Source organism: Rahnella sp. CJA17(1/100) (assembly GCF_963881615.1).
Lineage (GTDB): Bacteria > Pseudomonadota > Gammaproteobacteria > Enterobacterales > Enterobacteriaceae > Rahnella > Rahnella aceris.
Genome location: NZ_CAWOJA010000011.1, coordinates 536,955 through 553,303, shown reverse-complemented (window position 1 = coordinate 553,303; position 16,349 = coordinate 536,955). Strand labels below are relative to the sequence as shown.

Annotated in this window: 11 protein-coding genes; all 11 read right to left on the bottom strand. The window is 49.1% G+C overall.

The window, feature by feature from the left end:
- On the bottom strand, positions 1 to 949 hold a 949-nt coding region (locus AACU55_RS08835), incomplete at its 3' end, for a type VI secretion system Vgr family protein (protein WP_240785625.1).
- A 12-nt stretch (positions 950 to 961) separates the two neighbouring features.
- Positions 962 to 1,504: a type VI secretion system lipoprotein TssJ gene (tssJ, locus tag AACU55_RS08830; RefSeq protein WP_134705452.1), complete on the bottom strand. Its 543-nt coding sequence runs from the start codon at positions 1,502 to 1,504 to the stop codon at positions 962 to 964.
- Positions 1,505 to 1,567: 63 nt separating this feature from the next.
- Positions 1,568 to 2,650 (bottom strand): type VI secretion system baseplate subunit TssG, encoded by a 1,083-nt coding sequence (gene tssG, locus AACU55_RS08825; protein WP_134705451.1) that lies wholly within the window; start codon positions 2,648 to 2,650, stop codon positions 1,568 to 1,570.
- Positions 2,614 to 4,383: a type VI secretion system baseplate subunit TssF gene (gene tssF / locus AACU55_RS08820; protein ID WP_134705450.1), complete on the bottom strand. Its 1,770-nt coding sequence runs from the start codon at positions 4,381 to 4,383 to the stop codon at positions 2,614 to 2,616. The genes tssG and tssF overlap by 37 nt, the downstream gene beginning before the upstream one ends.
- 99 nt (positions 4,384 to 4,482) lie before the next feature.
- A complete protein-coding gene (locus AACU55_RS08815) occupies positions 4,483 to 7,899 on the bottom strand; it encodes an ImcF-related family protein (RefSeq protein WP_134705449.1) in 3,417 nt (1,138 codons plus the stop codon).
- Complete coding sequence (locus AACU55_RS08810) at positions 7,896 to 9,107, bottom strand: hypothetical protein (protein WP_134705448.1); 1,212 nt, start codon at positions 9,105 to 9,107, stop codon at positions 7,896 to 7,898. The genes AACU55_RS08815 and AACU55_RS08810 overlap by 4 nt, the downstream gene beginning before the upstream one ends.
- 2 nt (positions 9,108 to 9,109) lie before the next feature.
- Entirely contained in the window at positions 9,110 to 9,373 is a 264-nt protein-coding gene (locus AACU55_RS08805; RefSeq protein WP_013577838.1) for a PAAR domain-containing protein, read from the bottom strand.
- Positions 9,374 to 9,822: 449 nt separating this feature from the next.
- A complete protein-coding gene (locus tag AACU55_RS08800; RefSeq protein WP_134705447.1) occupies positions 9,823 to 10,749 on the bottom strand; it encodes a hypothetical protein in 927 nt (308 codons plus the stop codon).
- A 1-nt stretch (position 10,750) separates the two neighbouring features.
- Positions 10,751 to 13,156 carry a hypothetical protein gene (locus AACU55_RS08795; RefSeq protein WP_134705446.1) on the bottom strand — a complete coding sequence of 802 codons (2,406 nt, stop codon included), beginning with the start codon at positions 13,154 to 13,156 and terminating at the stop codon, positions 10,751 to 10,753.
- Positions 13,157 to 13,176: 20 nt separating this feature from the next.
- The gene (locus AACU55_RS08790) at positions 13,177 to 13,617 is read right to left on the bottom strand and encodes a hypothetical protein (RefSeq protein ID WP_134705445.1); all 441 of its coding nucleotides are present in this window, start codon (positions 13,615 to 13,617) and stop codon (positions 13,177 to 13,179) included.
- Positions 13,610 to 16,345, bottom strand: a complete 2,736-nt coding sequence (locus AACU55_RS08785) for a glycoside hydrolase family 24 protein (RefSeq protein WP_134705444.1) — start codon at positions 16,343 to 16,345, stop codon at positions 13,610 to 13,612. Before AACU55_RS08785 ends, AACU55_RS08790 begins: the two co-directional genes overlap by 8 nt.
- Positions 16,346 to 16,349 lie beyond the last annotated feature (4 nt).

The following is a 16,349-nucleotide window of genomic DNA, read 5'->3' as shown; positions in this document are numbered from 1 at the left end:
GCGCCAGCCCGCTGCCGGTGGTGCGGGCGAATATCCGGCACTGATGATTCAGCTGACGTTCATGGCGGATGCGGGCATAAAACGCGCCGGTTTCGGCGGCGGCGTCCACGTCCTCACCGGCCTCGCGATAGGGCCGGGCGTACAGGTAGCTTTCGCCGGTCACCGGCGCGGCGCTGCGCACCTGCGCGCTGACGTCCAGCGGCGTGGTCGCCTCGCGGTAGCTGTAATCGCGTTTAAAGATTTTGCCGGTGACGGCGTTCCAGTGGATTTTCAGCCCCCAGACGCTTTCGGCGTGGCCGTCGCGCATCCCCGACGGCTCGCAGTACGGCAGGGTGACGCCAAACTGGTACTGCTCCGGCCCGTCGCCGAACAGCACTTTTTCACACGTCAGGCGGGTGTCCGCCTCAAAGCGGAACCAGATACCGACCTCGGCCAGAATGCGTTTTATAAACTGCAGGTCGGTCTCGCCCCACTGGGTGATGAGCTCGCGGTCGGGGTAGGTGTGGCTGAGGCGAAACTCAAAATCCTGCCCCTCGAGCCCGTGTTTGCGCAGGATAAACTCCGCCACTTCGGGCACCGACTGGTTCTGAAAAATAAAGCTGTTGGTGCTGTTTTCCAGCAGCCGCAGGCGCGGCACCAGCTCGAGGCGGTACAGGGTTTCGTCGGCGGAGGTCGACAGGCGCTGAAAGTCACGGATAACGCCGTACACGGCGCGTTCCGGCTGGAAAGGCGTGCCCATCGTGAAGCTGGCGAACTGGCGCAGCATCTGCGCGGCACCGATATCCGGTTCGGGGCAGGTGACGTCAACGGTGTAGGAAAAAGTCTCGCTGAGCTGTTCCTCGCCGCGAAAGTTCAGCACGTCCAGACTGTAAGGGCTGTTCCAGATATCAAGTGAGTAGCGGGACAAACCTGTCGCATCAGGGAGAAGATTTTTCAGGATATCAACCACAGAAACCTCCATTTAATCTTTGAGTGGTAACAACGTAAGCTGCCCGTTACTGAGTTCCAGCGTGCGGGGCTTGTCGGGATCAAGCTCTTCCCGTTTCAGGACCACCCGCCAGGTATCATGTTGTCTGTCCGGGTTGCGAAACAACGCCACCACCGCGACAAACTGAGTATCGGGTTCCATGGGCATATCCAGTGATACATCACCGCCCGGCATCACCAGCACTTCCTTAGAGGCCAGGGCATCGGCTTTTAACAGGTTGTCGGCCTGAAGCAGAAGCTTTTCATAATCTGCGGCGTCAAAGGCTTTGCGATCTTTAAGCTGATAAACACGCACCATGGTGGCGAGCGATGACTGATCGCCTTCATCTGTGTTCATAGAAGTGCGCGGGGAAAAATCGAGATGCAGTGTTTTAATTTGCTTATAGAAAATCGCTTTGGTCACGCCTTTGGTGCCATCGACCACTTTCTGAGTCAGGCCACATCCGCTAAGCAGAACCGCGAGCAGAAACAGGCTGAAATACTGCCATCTTGTAGGTGAGGAAATTATTTTTGCCATCAGGGCATCCTTTTTCTTCATTCGCAAAAAATACTGTGTCCCTGCAATGTCTTGATTGCAGGGTTAACGGAACCGGTATTCTCCCGACTCAGCGGGTAGCAAGGGTTCTTCATGTACACCCTGATAGGTGCCGAGGCTGACGGTCATACTTTGCGGCAGGCTGTCACGTTTGCTTTCCTGTAAACCCAGCACACCGGTACGCCCGAGCTGTATCCGTCGGGACCCACCGAGCCGGGGTTCCGGCAGCAAGCGGGTAGGGACGGTGAGTTGCAGACGGGCATTGCACCGGTAGCCGAGATATACCCGCATCAGCACGAGTAAATCGGTATGCAAATGGCCGCCGGGTAACCATCCTTCAGCTTCTTCAGGATCGGAGGTCATCAGACTCACCAGTACCCGGCTATTACCGTCCTTTCCTTTGCGACCCAGTACGCTACGCTGTGCCAGCGCAATACGGTTTTCAGCGCAAAACCCGCTGCGACTACGCATTTCCACTGACACCGGGTCATGCCCCTGAATATAAGCCTGCGTCAGGGGGGCCAGCAGATTCACCAGTGCACGGATCCCTTCTGCCGTTCGTGTCGGCAAACGCATAGTGCTTAAAAGCGCAAGAAATCGGGAAATCGGCGTCGCGATATGTTTGGCCGTGCCGGGTATCCCCAGACCAATCAGACCGAGCAGGCACTGTGATGTCTCATCCGTTCCGCCAGCCTGGAAACTAGCGGGGTAGGCGTATTTACGCCAGATGCGATAGAACTGCGTCATCAGCCGATGGTTGAAAATATCCAGAAAATGCTCAACGCTTTCGTATCCTTCCCGCCGCTGGCTGATATCGTCGAGATACCCTGTGGGTAAGGGGGCATCTACCCCATAGAGCCCCATAAAGGTAGTTCGAACAGTGGGGGTGGCGTGGACATGTTCCCGGTCGGCTTCAATGACGCGTATTTCACTGACCGGAAAACCCATGCCCGGATGCGGGCGAAAACGTACCGGATCTGTTGCGGGGGTGCTGGTTGTACCGAGCAGCGGAGCATCCCCGCCAGCCTGTTCCAGAAGCTGACAAAACCGGTAAAAATTCAGATAGGGCGCCTGCGGACTCAGGGCATCGATCAGCCCGGTACGTGTTGGCTGTGATTCTCGTTCCATCTCAGGCGTTTTCCTGTCGGTTGCAACACCAGCGTCAGCTGATTGAAAAGGTGAATATCGGCGTACAAGGCAAAGAAGCGGTGCAGCATTTCACCAAAGAGATTGACGTCCCCTTCGCCCGCGAAGTTGTCTGTATTCAGGGTAATTTCAATATCGACACCGCGCAGCATGAACCCTTTTTCAAATCGCTGGATCAGGTGGTGTTCGACAGCAACAATCGCCTCGAGCCTGCGGCAGTTCATTTCATCATCGGTCCAGTCATACAGCGCCAGCGTGCCCCGCAGCACTTCTGGGTTATCCATCATGCTGAGGAAGCTTGAACCCAGGTGACTCATCACCCGCCAGTGGAAGCGATCATTGGCAGGCGGATATACCGGCATGGTAGGCGTGGTGAGGTTGCGAACCTGTACCGGGACTTTGCCGGCTTTCACAACCCGGTTGAGCAGGGTACTTTCCAGCGCCTTACGTGGAAGCTGGCCGTTGGTGCCGGTAATACGCAGTGAAAGTGCTTCACGCTGTTCAGCAAGCTGTTCTGCTTCAAAGGATTTACCGCCGAGAATTAACCATGTGTCATGCAAGCCGGAAGGCCCGCGCTTAACACGTGTGTGGAAATAGCGTTCGGGGGCATCATGACGCATCATGCCCCCGCGGTGACGGAAACTGGTGAAGGGCACGTAGTCGTGTTTGCCGTTTTTAACGGAACCGTGTACCTGATCAACACTATAGATTTCTACGTGACCATCCTGCATACGCAGTGGCCGTAAAAGATATTCATTCGCCAGTGGATCGATTTGCAGCGGGTCGGCTTCCAGAGAAAACAGGTTAATGACCGGAACGCAGTGTAACCGGAAGGTATCGGTATCAAACGGCAGGTCATAAGGCCACAGATCACTCAAAACAATATCGAGTTCGAACCATGTCGTTCCCGGTACCAGATGGACATTTTGCAGTCCATTCAGCTCAACGAACATAAATTTTGGGCGGAAGGTAAAGTATTCCAGTAACAACTGATAGCCACTGAACGCCGAGCTCCCTTTAGGCCACAGGCGTTCATTTTCTTCAAATCCCATGGGCTTGAACCAGCCGTCTATCGCACGGCGATCCTGACCCAACTCCGGCTGGCGGACATACATGGTCTGCACTTTGCGGGTCAGGGCCAGATGCAAAGCACCGCTCACCGGACTGTCGGCATCGAGATAGATTGGCACGTGACTTAAATCGATCTTTCGCCAGTCCGCCAGCGGACCGCAGTCAAAACGCAGGCGTACGGTTGAACGCCCGTCTGTTTCAGTATGCAACTTCGCCTGTGAAATATTGATCGGCATAAGCGGCATATCCCGCGTCACCTGATACTGGCAGCAGGTGTGTTTTTGCCCGACAGGCTGTGACAGGACAGAGAAGCCCCGGGACACGATCTCCACCTGCTTGAGTTGCCGATAATCAGGTTTCAACTCAACAATGGCCAGTGAAGGGATTGTCCGCATATAGTGTGGCCACAAGAGGCTGACCAGTCCCTCGGTGAGTTCCGGCAGGTCATCGTCCAGCTTCTCCCGCAGACGCCCCATCAGAAATGCGAAACCTTCAAATAAACGTTCAACGTACGGATCGCGCGCCCCGGACTTATCCAGGTTGAGCATCGCGGCCCGGTCGGGATGGGCATGGGCAAATTCGCGCCCGGCCTCGCGCAGGTAACGCATCTCAGCTTCGTAATAGCGCAGGGTCAAATCATCCATAAACAGATTCCTGACTGAAAATTTCAGTGGTGTTGAAAATAAAAAAATAACGAAAGCGTGATGCCTGTGTTCACACACTGACACCACAAGGGGAGGGTATTACTCATCTCCGGCAGAGCCCGTTCCTGCGGGGATATCCTGATCGTCTGTCAGTACGGGGCCCGGATCGGCGGCAACGACAGAAGAGACAGGTGCATCATCTAAAAATACTTTTTTGGGCAGAGAGAAGTTACGTAAAGCCAGCAATGCCAGCGGACCATTGCCCATTTCTGTTCTCAGTATGTATTTCAATGGCAGACCATCAGGGGTTTTCCAGACCAGCTGATAACGGCTGCTGTCGAGTTGGGTAACCTGGGCTTTTTCCAGCAGGCGTATCAATCCCCAGTTTCCAGAAAAGTCGCCAAACAGTTGCATACCGGAACTGACACTGCGCCAGCTGAGCTGTACGCCGGGATAGTAGGAATTTCCCGGCCATTTAAAGCTCTGCCAGCTTTCCATCTGATTGAAATAATCCAGATTTTGCCCGTCGACAGCGAGTTTCGTGCGGACGATATTTTTTGACGGGCGGGCCATTAATTCAAAACGTAATCCTGCATCACCCTCAGCAAATACGATGTCAGATAACTGGCCCAACTGGTTGATGGCATCAAGGAATGCCGGATTAAAGGTCAGTCCCTGACTGGTAATGGCATCCGGCACCCAGCGGTTACCTTCCTGGTGTAAAATGCCACCGAGTTGAGTTTTCAGGAATTGTGAGATACGTCCAGAGTCGGAACGGAGATATTGCGCGACGACAGGTAAGGATGCATCGCTGCCGGTGCTGGCGAACGGATAGCGTCCGGCGAATGAAGTATCCCACTGGTTGACCACGGTACTTTGCCATTGCGCATTCAGACTGCCGGCGGCGGGTTGCAATACCTGACGCCAGGCAAGCTCCATAGGTTCCACAAACATCGCTTTCCCGAAGCCGCTCCATTCCTGACCCAGACTGGCTGCAACCAGACTGCCGTAATCACGGGTGTCGGTTAAATCGACGGCTTTACCCTGAAAGACAGTTTGAGCCAGCATCTGGGTCATCGCCTGCGGATCCGGTGCGGTAGTGACCTGCTGCAGTTTCAGGCGGACCTGTGTCACTCGGGTTAAATAGGCCTGAAAGCTGAGATTGCCATTATTTACACCATTACTTTTGCCATCCATGATGGTCAACAAGGGGCCGAAGGCGGCGTCGAGCGGGCCTTGTGGTCCGCCTGTTTGCTTAATAACAGGTTGCTGTTTTTTACCCACCAGAACTTTCGCTGAATTCACCAGCGTATCGGCCAGAGCTTCGTTTTTCTGCCCCGTTTTCCCCTGCCAGGCCAGCGTATTCATGAATGCCACCATCGGAGACTGACGTACATCTGCCATCAGCGTGAGCTGGGAAATAGCCCCCGAAAGAGATCCTGGCTCCTGCCAGCGCAGGCTGTTAACCATATTCAGCCAGGCATTGCTAAAATCAGTGAAATAACGTTCGGTGAGTCTTGCCTTTAGCGCCTCCGGGGAGATGTCTTCAGAAGCGGGTTGGGATTTACTGGTCAGAACCCAGTCAATTTCATTGCGTCGGGTAGTAACGACCTGATCGATAGCATCCTGAACCTGCTCTTCCCACGCCTGACGGGTGAACATTCCCGGCACGACCTCGTCTGTGTTGAACAGATAAGAAGCGTCGGTATCACCCACCATGTCTGTCAGGGTCATATCCGGATAATTATTTGCCACTTTCTTCAGCATGGCCTGATACAGCGATGCTTCCGCATTGCGCTGGCCAATTTGCTTAAGCAGGATCTGCCGGACAGCGGTGACAAGGTTTTTATCCTGCGCTATTTTCCATTCCGGATGCGCGGGCAGGTTCTGTCCCCAGAAGGCGATCAGTTTGGGTGCTACATGTTGCCATTGCCCGTCCGGAACACCGGTGCGTTTTGGCCAGAGGGTCATCAGTGTCCGGCTTAAAAACGTTGCATCGGCTTTATCCGGGCGCGACATCATCAGGTAGGCTTTAAGCTCAGCATAGGTTTGCTGTGTCAGGGCATCACGCTGCGGGCTGCCCGGTGGCAACCGGATAAAGTCTGTTAATTTTGCCTTAATTTTCGTGGCAGAAGCATCCCGGATTAACACATTATTGTTGGCCTGATACAACGGCCAAAGTGCCGCCAGCTGTGAGGCATTCTGATTCAGGCCAAAGCGGGTATACCAGGGAGAACCGGCGGTTTCCCGGTACTGTAATTTCGCAATTTCCTGTTGAAGTGCCAGCTGATTATTCAGGCGTGAGGCCAGAGGCTGAGTCGTATCGGCTGCGATAGTGGCCTGTTCATGAGAGTCAGCAATCTGATGCTGATTGATAAAAAGCGAAAGCAAAACACCCGTTCCCCAAACTACAGTCAGGGTCAGAAGGGCGCATTGCAATATTTTTTCCCAAGGCCATCCTGTTCGTTTCCCTTGCGCATTCCGGCAATCCTGAAGAATGCCCTGCCACTCAGGCAGAGCCCCCCAGCTATGTGAAGACCCCTTATCTGCGCCGGACGGCAGACTGAATATCAGCCCGCGCAACATCATCGGAGAGGAACCCCGGGAAACCGTGGTCAGCACATTACTCAGGCCCGCACGCCATTCTTTGCGCAATCTTTCAGTAAGACGCAATAAAAAGTCATATCGGGTGTCCTGGGCAAGCTGGGACATCCCTTGCTCACGTAGCGCAGGGATGAGCGCATCCAGTGCGGTAATTACAGATTCTGCTGAAATTTTTCCTGATAACAAGCAGCCAACGGGTTGTGTTTCCCGGCCTTCCTGCGACCATTTACACGTGTCGAGCACCCAAAAATACACCGGTGCCTGCCAGCCAAGCAGTGCATCGGTTTTTTGGCGCTGACGCAGAGTTTCATCCAGTGAGGTGGGGCCTGGTAACTGATTACCCTCCAGTACATGAACAATTCCGTCTAACGGACGACGCGGACGCAAGAGTCGTGCGGCCATCGCACGGTCAGGATCAACAGGCACATCCGGTAAGCCGCCCCACAAAAGCAAGGTATCGTCACCTTCCTGCCAGTTTTGCTCTGTCAGCCCCGGCACAATCTTTTCAACCAGTTCAGTTTCTCCGGTCAGCCAGAGGATCTGCACTTTCCTGCGCCAAAACCGGCCATAGCGAAAACGCATCTGCTCGTCCAGACCGGTGAAAAACGAAGGTGATGGACTCACGGTATCTGAGGCCGCGGATGCCTCTGTCTGCTGATTTCTTCGTTTACGCCATTGGATACGAACGCCTGCCTTTCCTAGACGATCGAACATACGCTCGATCAGCCAGAAAATCGCGCCCAGCCCGGCGGCAATACTCAGACAAAGCGTCCAGATACCGGAAGGTGATAACGGGCCGATGCTGAAGGTGGAAGCTACCCATTGTGGATAGAAGGTGAGGATCCCTCCCACAACGATGACGATAAAAATCAAAAACAGAAAGGCGCTGCCTATTAGGGATCTGATTGTCACAGTGAAGTGTCCTGATTGTCCTTAATGTCTGAGGCAGGTGCAGAAACGCAACCTACCCAAATCTTGTCCGTGGCGGTTTGGACCGCAACAGCCTGTGTGATGCCATCTTCACGGCATTGTGTGGCCGCTATGAGTAATGCCAGCCACGGTGCTGTGCATCCTGTAAAACCCGTGATGTTATCGATGACACTGCACTGCTTTTGAATATCCAGCCCGAGTGCGTTTTTCTCACAGGCCGTACTCCATTCGCTGTCAGTGAGCAATGCACCGCCGGTGAGCCAGGCTTGTCCAACGGACGCTGGCTGAACGTTAGCCCATAGCAGCGCGCGTGAAAGTGTTTTGGTGAGCGCGGCGTTTGTTCCGCACTCGGGGCGATGGATGCGCACTGTTTTACGCTCATCAGGCATCGGACAATTGGTTAACAGCATGGCCGTTGCAGCTTCACCGCTGTTGACCTCAGGTCGATTATTTATCTGAGTACCGATCACCAGTAAGGCAGAAGGAATACCCCAGGTCATATCAATCCATTGGTCTAACGCCGCAAACCCCGCACCATTAATTTGCCGCAGCGGACGGGAAAACATCGCCATGACTTCCTGTGCGTGCTTTGCGTTAACTTGCGGATCCTGATCAATGTAAACATCCAGCAGAACGTAACAGGGCATTCCGGCGGGGAGGGTATCGAGTAGGGCTGATATTCGCTGTTTAAGGTGGCCATGCCACTCCTGCAGCACACCGGGTATTGTATTTGTTGTACTACCAAGCCGTGTATGTCGGACTACGAAGCCACCGGTTCTGGGGATAACAGATGACATCAGCGGAGTATTTTTCAAAACAGCGTTGAGGAGTTTTTCTGTACTTTTGCCAACAGTGGTAAAGGAAACGCCGCCGTGCCAACAGAGATAGCGCTGCCCACGTTGGGTTTCCTCTTCTATTAAGTGATCGCGTTCTCTGTTCCATGAAGTGGCCCAAATCTGATCGCATTTGTAGCCGATACGTCGCAGGCTGAAAAGGATGCCCCAGGTTGCTGCGGGTAAGCCAATGGCGGTAAACCAGAATGCAATCCCTGTATGCTCATTTTTCCAAAACCAAAGCGTGGAGGTCGCCCCTGCCAGCAGCATAAATGGCAAGAAAAGAAGCCAGCGGCGGGTACGGGGGCGAACAATGCCGGGCGCTTTGTCGGGAATAACATCAAGATTCACCGGCATAATTATCCTACTTGTGCCGTTGCAAGAGAACTAATCAGCGTGCAGCCGCAGGCACATTTATGTCCGTGAAAAGCGACAGGAATACCGTTGTCCAGGTAATTGGGATTGCCTTCGGTAATGAAGGTCGGACCGTGAAAGGGAACAGGGCAAGAGACTTTATCCCCTTTACGGGCAACGGGAATATTACCAAAACTCATGGTACCGGAACCGGTCACTACTGCACCGCCGTGTGTTGTTTTATCGCCGATACGAATAATAGGAAGCATGATTAAGTCCTTTTAGAAAATAATGTTTTATATTTATTACAGAGAGTCTGACGTTGAATAACTACTGCGAATTGTTGTTGGGAATTTTTTTAATAAGATTGAGGCTTTCATTTTGTAATACATAATAATTGTAGAAATGTTTTCTTGAGTATTCATTTATTTCATAGGTTACAAGAGGTTTGCTGGATTTATTGATGTAGAGTATCTCTTCGCCGACGGGTTTAGAGCCCTCTAACTCTGTGCCATAGGCTGTAAAGGATTCATGAAGCGCACGACCGGTACGCTTATTAATAAATGAATCATATAGCAACCGGAGCCTCCGCATCCCCATTCTGCTCTGGTATGTTCTCATCTATCTTTCTTAATAATTAATTGCCTTAAAACCCGCATAATGGATGAATAGATGGGAGGGTGTCACCACATCGAGATGTGTAAATAATGCTGTTAATTTAGAACTTTAATGTTGTACATAAAACATTACCGCCGATTTTTTTATTAGCCTGATTGAGATAACTTATCCCACACCACTTATCGCCTTGACTCATATTCAGCAAAGTAACAAGATCACCATTTACTAAGTATGATTTTGTGATTTTATTCTTATCGTCGTAAAAAAATGACTTTTCAGTTTTAACGCTAACCATCCGGAATAATTGGCAACTATCGCTCTCAGAGGATTCATCCGAGTTTGCGATGGCATCCTCTAAAAATACAACCCCATTTTTTATGATTTCTTTCAAAACCGTTGTCGGACCTTTATTCAGAGTATTATCTACAGTCCAAATTACTCCTTCATAAGACTGACACCCAGATTTATTCGAAAGTGACATGATCGAATACTTGTCATTTAGAAGATCAGTTTTACTTTTATACAGTTGATATAAATAAACATCATTAACTCTAGAAATTAAAATAGGTAAGGTTTTTACTTTACCATCTAAAATATAATTAGTATTTATATTATTTTTATTATCTTCAACGAAACCTTCAATAAAATCTTGATAGTTACCTGTTATTTTTTTATTCAGACCGCAGGTGCCTTTTTTCGATGAGATCCCATTTTCTTTACTCTTTATGTCAATATAAATGCAATCGATGCTAAATGTGTCGTTAATGTAATTCAGTGTTGCGTATGCTGTATAATCATCTATCGAACGACCAGAGAGAACGATTGACGGACTGCCATTGAAGAAGCTAAACATAACTATTGGATTACCAGTATAGTTTTCTTCAAAGTACAGCGTTTTTTTATCGTTTCCGATTTTTGCATAAATTTGTTTATTATCTTTATCATAACCATAGGAGACAGTAGATTTCGCAGCATAGGAAAATTGAAAAAACATAATAAAAATTGAACTAATGATTATTTTGAGCATACTAAAACCCTTGTGGAGCAGAAGATGTTTCTTCTAATATAAGTTGAAATTTTTCGGCGTATGAAGCTATTAGTGTTTTTTGATCATTTCCATTGATTATTTTCCTAGCATTCAGATAATCAATAGTAGCTTCATTCATGTAATTTGAAAGTTTCCTTCCTGTAAATACACCATTTTCCATACCCCAAATCATTACTGGGACAGCATAGTTAAAATCTCCTGCAAGATCCGGAGTTGCAACGAAATTAACTCCGTATTTAACCATCGCTTTTCGGTAATTTATCTTCCACGTTAAGTGTACACAGCCCCGCCCCCGATATTTAAAGCCATCTCCCTCTACTGTATTCTCATTTGCCTTCGCTGCATCCTTTCTGACTTGTGTATCAGCTCTTACAGGGTCATATTTGTTAAAATATTCTTCATTACCAACCTCTGGTTGCTCACTAAAGTATTCCTGGTCTGTAAAGTGGTATGTTTCATGCCTGGTTGTGGCTAGCATGTATGCCAGCTTATATAAGTTAGGTTTATACTCAAGTTGTTCGGCATAAAAGGAATTTAATCGTTTTACTATTTTCCTCAGATTTTCTTTAGAGACTGATTTTAATGGGGGAGTATTAGGGGAGAATGAGGAATGTAACCTTTCATATTCCGCCATAAATTCATCAACTCGAATTAATTCTTGCTTACCAACTAAAGCCCCCATAAACATCACCGGATGCATATGCCAGGGTGCTGGGCCCATGCCCGCGACTTTCTTCATCCAGATCATCTTATCCAGAAAGGCCTCGGTGTATTTCTTCCACTTCGAGGCGTCGGGTTCTAATTTTTCCAGATATTTCGTCCACTTCGCATCCGTTTTCTCGTAATACCATTCGCTCGGGTGCTGCACTATCAGCTGATAAAGCGGGTCGCGATAGGCCGGGTTATGCACGGCATTGCGGTATTCGTCGACGGAGTAATACCCGTCGTGGTTCTGGTCGATGACATCGAGCAGCTGTTTGTATTTGTGGCTGGCCAGCGCGTTGCTGAACGCCGGGTCATCCTCTGCCGCGGCTTTGAGTTTTTCAAAAATCCCTTTCACCACGTTCTGCGGCTGATTCTCGGCATCCAGCAACTGAAAACTTTCGGGGTCGTCTTTGATGATAGAAAAACCCAGTTTGCCGAGGTCAAACTGTGACAACTTTTCGACAGAGTCCGCGGCCAGGAAGCCGCCTTCCGGGCGTATCTGATAATGTGTTGGTATTCCGTCTGCAGACACGGCCGGTACTTTAGACAATGTCAGTATTCCCGGTGCTCTTGTTTTTCGCGAGCTTTCTGCCATGGCACCTTTTGCATCCTTACTGAAAAGCTTAGCGCCTGCCGGATATTTCAGGAAGGCAGGACTCTCGCGACCGGCGGCTTGTGGATTGGTGAGGAAACTGGCTACTTTGCTGTCGCTCGTCAGGCATTCAATATGCACCATATACCGCGAACGGAAGCTGGTCTCGGTGGGTATCTGAAAGACCCCCAGGTGACCGAGCGCCGCGCCGGCCTTAACCGGGATTGTCTGGTCAGTTATCACCTCGTCAAATTTTGGTGATGAGCCCGTCTGCGCGGCAACGGCCTCAAGGGTCCCGCAGTCGGCAACGACCCAGACGCGCTCACCGTGTTTGAGAGGCGTGCCTGCGACGTCAGCGGTCATGGTCATCAGTTTGAATACCCGGTTATCCGGTCGGGTCACTGTCTGCGCGGCATTATCGGTTTCCATGGTCATCTGCGTGTTGACAGGCAGCAGCTTACCGGCCGGTTTTCCCCATTTTTTGTTCTGTCCGCTGACGACGGTTTCGAACACCACATCTTCACTGCAGCGGTAGTAATTCAGGGCTGTTTTGTTTTTGTATACCGCCGCCGTGGGAGGCGTCACGCTATAAGCCGGTGAACACTGGCTCCACCAGGGCGGGGCGCTGGCACCGTTACTTTCGGCCATTTTCAGAAAACAGCCGTCGGAAACGGTCCATACCAGCCTGCCATCCTGCATTTTGACCTGGCTGAACTGATGGTTATCACTGTTCCTGACCATCGTTTCATCACACAGTGTCACGGCGTTCCCGGCGGAAAATTTTCCGGCGACCTTATTTGAGGCAACATCTTCTTTTGTGAGATAAAACTTAACGCCGCCTTTGGTGGTTCGCTGCCGCGGGTCGGTCTGCGACGCATAGGCAGAGTAGGGGGCAAGATGCATATACAGCGTATAAAACGTCAGGCCGCTGTCTGCTGTGGTGCCCGGCTGAACATAATGGCGCACCAGAACAAAAGAGCCAGAAAGATAAAGCGTCCCTTTTTCCCAGGGGATGGTTGGGCAAACGAACTCCAAAACTGAGCAGAATTTAAATACGAATTTAATGTTGGGAGTTATTTTCATCCCCATCTTTAGCCGATGCCTTGCCATTATTTTATGCATCTATAAAAAACAACACCTCCACCAATAATCTCATTATTTATTATAATATCTGGGTCATTCACCCAAGAATGTACTTTTTTTATTTCATCATAAAAACCATACCATTCAAAATTTGCACTCTGCTCATGCAATTTCAATGTGGCTATTTTTGATTTTTTTGAAAAATTACTCCAACTTAGCTTCATTCCACCCGAACCCAGATCGACGGGCTTAACCAAAAAAAAGTCGATAGACTCCTGAGTGGTTTTTGTTAGCATAGAAATAACTATTTGGTTGTGATTTACAATAAAAAATACTGGACTATTATCATTCGTCAATGTAATTCCTTCCTCATCATCACATGAGGGACTCCACCTTCCTGTAACATCAGAGCTTGCCATAGAACTAAATGATATCGCCATGAGTAAATAAAAAATAATCTTATGCATTCTCGCTCCTAATAATATCATTTATATACCCATTAGGTAAGTATAAGTCGGTGGAACCAGACAACTCTTCTTTGAGATAATTCTCGTAGAGATAAAGGGCTTCACTCATTGATTTGGCTGGTTGTCCATATCTTCCTGGAGGTAAACTCGCCCATTCGTAACTTATTATATTAATAGCCCCTTCAATGTCGCCTGATAAAATCTTACTCCAGGCTTTTTTTCTTTTTATTTTCAATAGAATGACACAGTACTTATCTTGAGACAAAGGGGTAAAATCGGTAATGGAGTACTCTATACGAGCCTTAACCATTTCTTTATCAGTCCAATTATATCCCATTACTTGATATGCCCCTGCAGCAGTTGAAGTTAGATCACCTCTGGTTATGGGTATCTGAGGATGGGTAGAAAAATCCTTGTTGTAGTTAATAATAAAAGATTCGCCACCAAATAAGAGCTCATACCCTTTATCACCTACAGTACCCTCTCCAACTCGTAACATTCTCATAATAGCTCGGACTCTCGCTTCTCGAATGTCAACTTCTTGGCAGAAGGTATCTAAAAATACAATTGGATGCATATGATATAATGCTGAGCCCAGTAAAAACTTACTATTATCCATATCCTGCATCCACACTAATTTCTCAATCACCGATTCATTATATTTTTTCCACTCTGGTGCATCTTGTGTCAGTTTTTCCAGATACGAAATCCATAATGAGTCGGTTGGTTTGTAAAACCATTCACTGGGATGTTTCGCAATTATCCTAAACAATGTATCCCTCAGTACGGGATTATGGATTGCCTGTCGGTATTCATCAGGTGAGTAATAGCCGTCTGAATTTGTGCTAATCATGTCAATCAGACGCTGATAATTTTGGGGTATCAGTGCGTAATCTACCCGAGTGTCCTGTTTCGCCGCGTTATGTAAGATATCCAGTATTTTCCTGATCAGTGTTTCAGGCGGTGTTTTGCCATCGAGCTTATCAAAATTACCCGGCGAATCATCTGTAAGCGTAAAACCAAGTTCAGCAAGATCATATCGCGATAACAACTTAACATCTTTTTTTGCCAACCAGGCAGTCTCAGGATATATCTGAAAATACGTTTCCGCTGATTTATCACCTGCAGCTTGCTCATTTATTGACTTCACTTTCTTTAAGGTGGCAATACCTGTAGAACGGGTCGCCTCAGCCTCCTTGACAAACTTACCGGTAGACAAGTTTTTATTATATCGCGGCAGACCCGGTGTATATTTTAAAAATAATGGCCGATCCTCTTGTTCAAGCTTTTCCGGGTTAGTCAGGAACGTGGGGAGATTTTCATCTATGCTAAAACATTCAATATGCGACTGATAACGCGGTACGTAGCCCATTGCAACCGGGTTCTGGTAATAGCCAAGATGCCCGACGGGATCTTTTGCGTTTATGCGGAATGGGACGGGGCAGGTGACCTGTTCGAATACGAGTTTCTCTTCAGTCGGGGGCTGGAAGTGTGCCCACCAGGCTGGAGGAATAACGACGGGCTCCGTTGTTTTCAGATTAGCTCTGTCAGCAAGTATCCACACCTGATCGCCCTGGCTGAACTGTTTTTTCTCAGGGATATTTCCACGCGCTTTGACGATCACATCCTCAGCAAGGGTAACATTGCCATATATCCGTCCCTTGTCAGTCTGAGTCTTAAATCCTTCATCCATTTCATCCCAGCGCACTTTTGTCCCATTAGGAAGTGTACCTTTACGCACAGTCCGGTCGGCATCCTCGTAGGCAGACAGGCCTTTTCTTTCGTTTACTTTCCATATTTTCTCTCCTTTACCAGCCTGATAAGCTGACCAGGGGGCGAGGTGCATGTAGAGAGTATAAAAGGTCAGGCTGCTTTTTTTATCATCCCCGGGTTGCAGATAATGCCGTATCAGGACGAATGAGCCTGAGTAACTTAGCGAGCCAGAAGTCCATGGCGCCTCCAGATAATTTTTACATACCCGATAGGCAACGATTTCACCATCTGCCATACAGCGCAGAGGCTGCTCACCTTTGTAGGGAACAGGAAAATCGACAGACTCAGAAGGACCTTTACCGCTTAATGCGCTCCATGGGGTGGTGACAGAACTGATATGAATGCCGCCGTGCCACATACCGTTGCGTCCAACCAGATAAAACCCTGCGGGTTCTCCGCTGAGATGCGCAAGGATCTCTTCAGCGTTGCCGAATTCATTGCCCTTTGGGTTTTTCGTAATGGGGTAGCAGATGTGGAGGTCTTTGTTGTCAGCGTTGCTTTGGTCAGAGGGCGTATTTTTTTCCGTTTCTCCATAGCGATACATCTTGAACGCAGATTTTAATGAACTATAAGCCCTTGCCGGGTAGAACCCCATTGGTTGTCTAAAATCAGAGACCCATTGAGTTCCATTAAACATGGCCATATGACCATACCGATGACCCGGAATATCTTGAACTACGACAACATCGCCAGCTTGCTGGCCAGGTATGGTGGTTGTATCTGTCAGTTCTGACCCGCCAGTATTATGGGTAAATACGATGGTGAATCCTTTAGCCAACAATGAGGCACCATAATCTGCCGCTGCAGGATAGTCATAGTTTGGACGAAGTGGTGGAGAAATAATATTAACTCCCCCGGCCTTAATTGCAAGCCTCACAAATTTGGCACAGTTACCATGACTTTTTTCGGATGCATTACTATTTAGATGGGCTAGTGCTGATTCTACATTCAACATAGTA

What these genes read in the sequence shown, in the direction of transcription:
- tssJ (WP_134705452.1), bottom strand. Translation starts at nt 1,504, where the DNA reads ATGGCAAAAATAATTTCCTCACCTACAAGATGGCAGTATTTCAGCCTG.
- tssF (WP_134705450.1), bottom strand. Translation starts at nt 4,383, where the DNA reads ATGGATGATTTGACCCTGCGCTATTACGAAGCTGAGATGCGTTACCTG.
- AACU55_RS08795 (WP_134705446.1), bottom strand. Translation starts at nt 13,156, where the DNA reads ATGGGGATGAAAATAACTCCCAACATTAAATTCGTATTTAAATTCTGC.
- AACU55_RS08800 (WP_134705447.1), bottom strand. Translation starts at nt 10,749, where the DNA reads ATGCTCAAAATAATCATTAGTTCAATTTTTATTATGTTTTTTCAATTT.
- AACU55_RS08810 (WP_134705448.1), bottom strand. Translation starts at nt 9,107, where the DNA reads ATGCCGGTGAATCTTGATGTTATTCCCGACAAAGCGCCCGGCATTGTT.
- tssG (WP_134705451.1), bottom strand. Translation starts at nt 2,650, where the DNA reads ATGGAACGAGAATCACAGCCAACACGTACCGGGCTGATCGATGCCCTG.
- AACU55_RS08790 (WP_134705445.1), bottom strand. Translation starts at nt 13,617, where the DNA reads ATGCATAAGATTATTTTTTATTTACTCATGGCGATATCATTTAGTTCT.
- AACU55_RS08785 (WP_134705444.1), bottom strand. Translation starts at nt 16,345, where the DNA reads ATGTTGAATGTAGAATCAGCACTAGCCCATCTAAATAGTAATGCATCC.
- AACU55_RS08805 (WP_013577838.1), bottom strand. Translation starts at nt 9,373, where the DNA reads ATGCTTCCTATTATTCGTATCGGCGATAAAACAACACACGGCGGTGCA.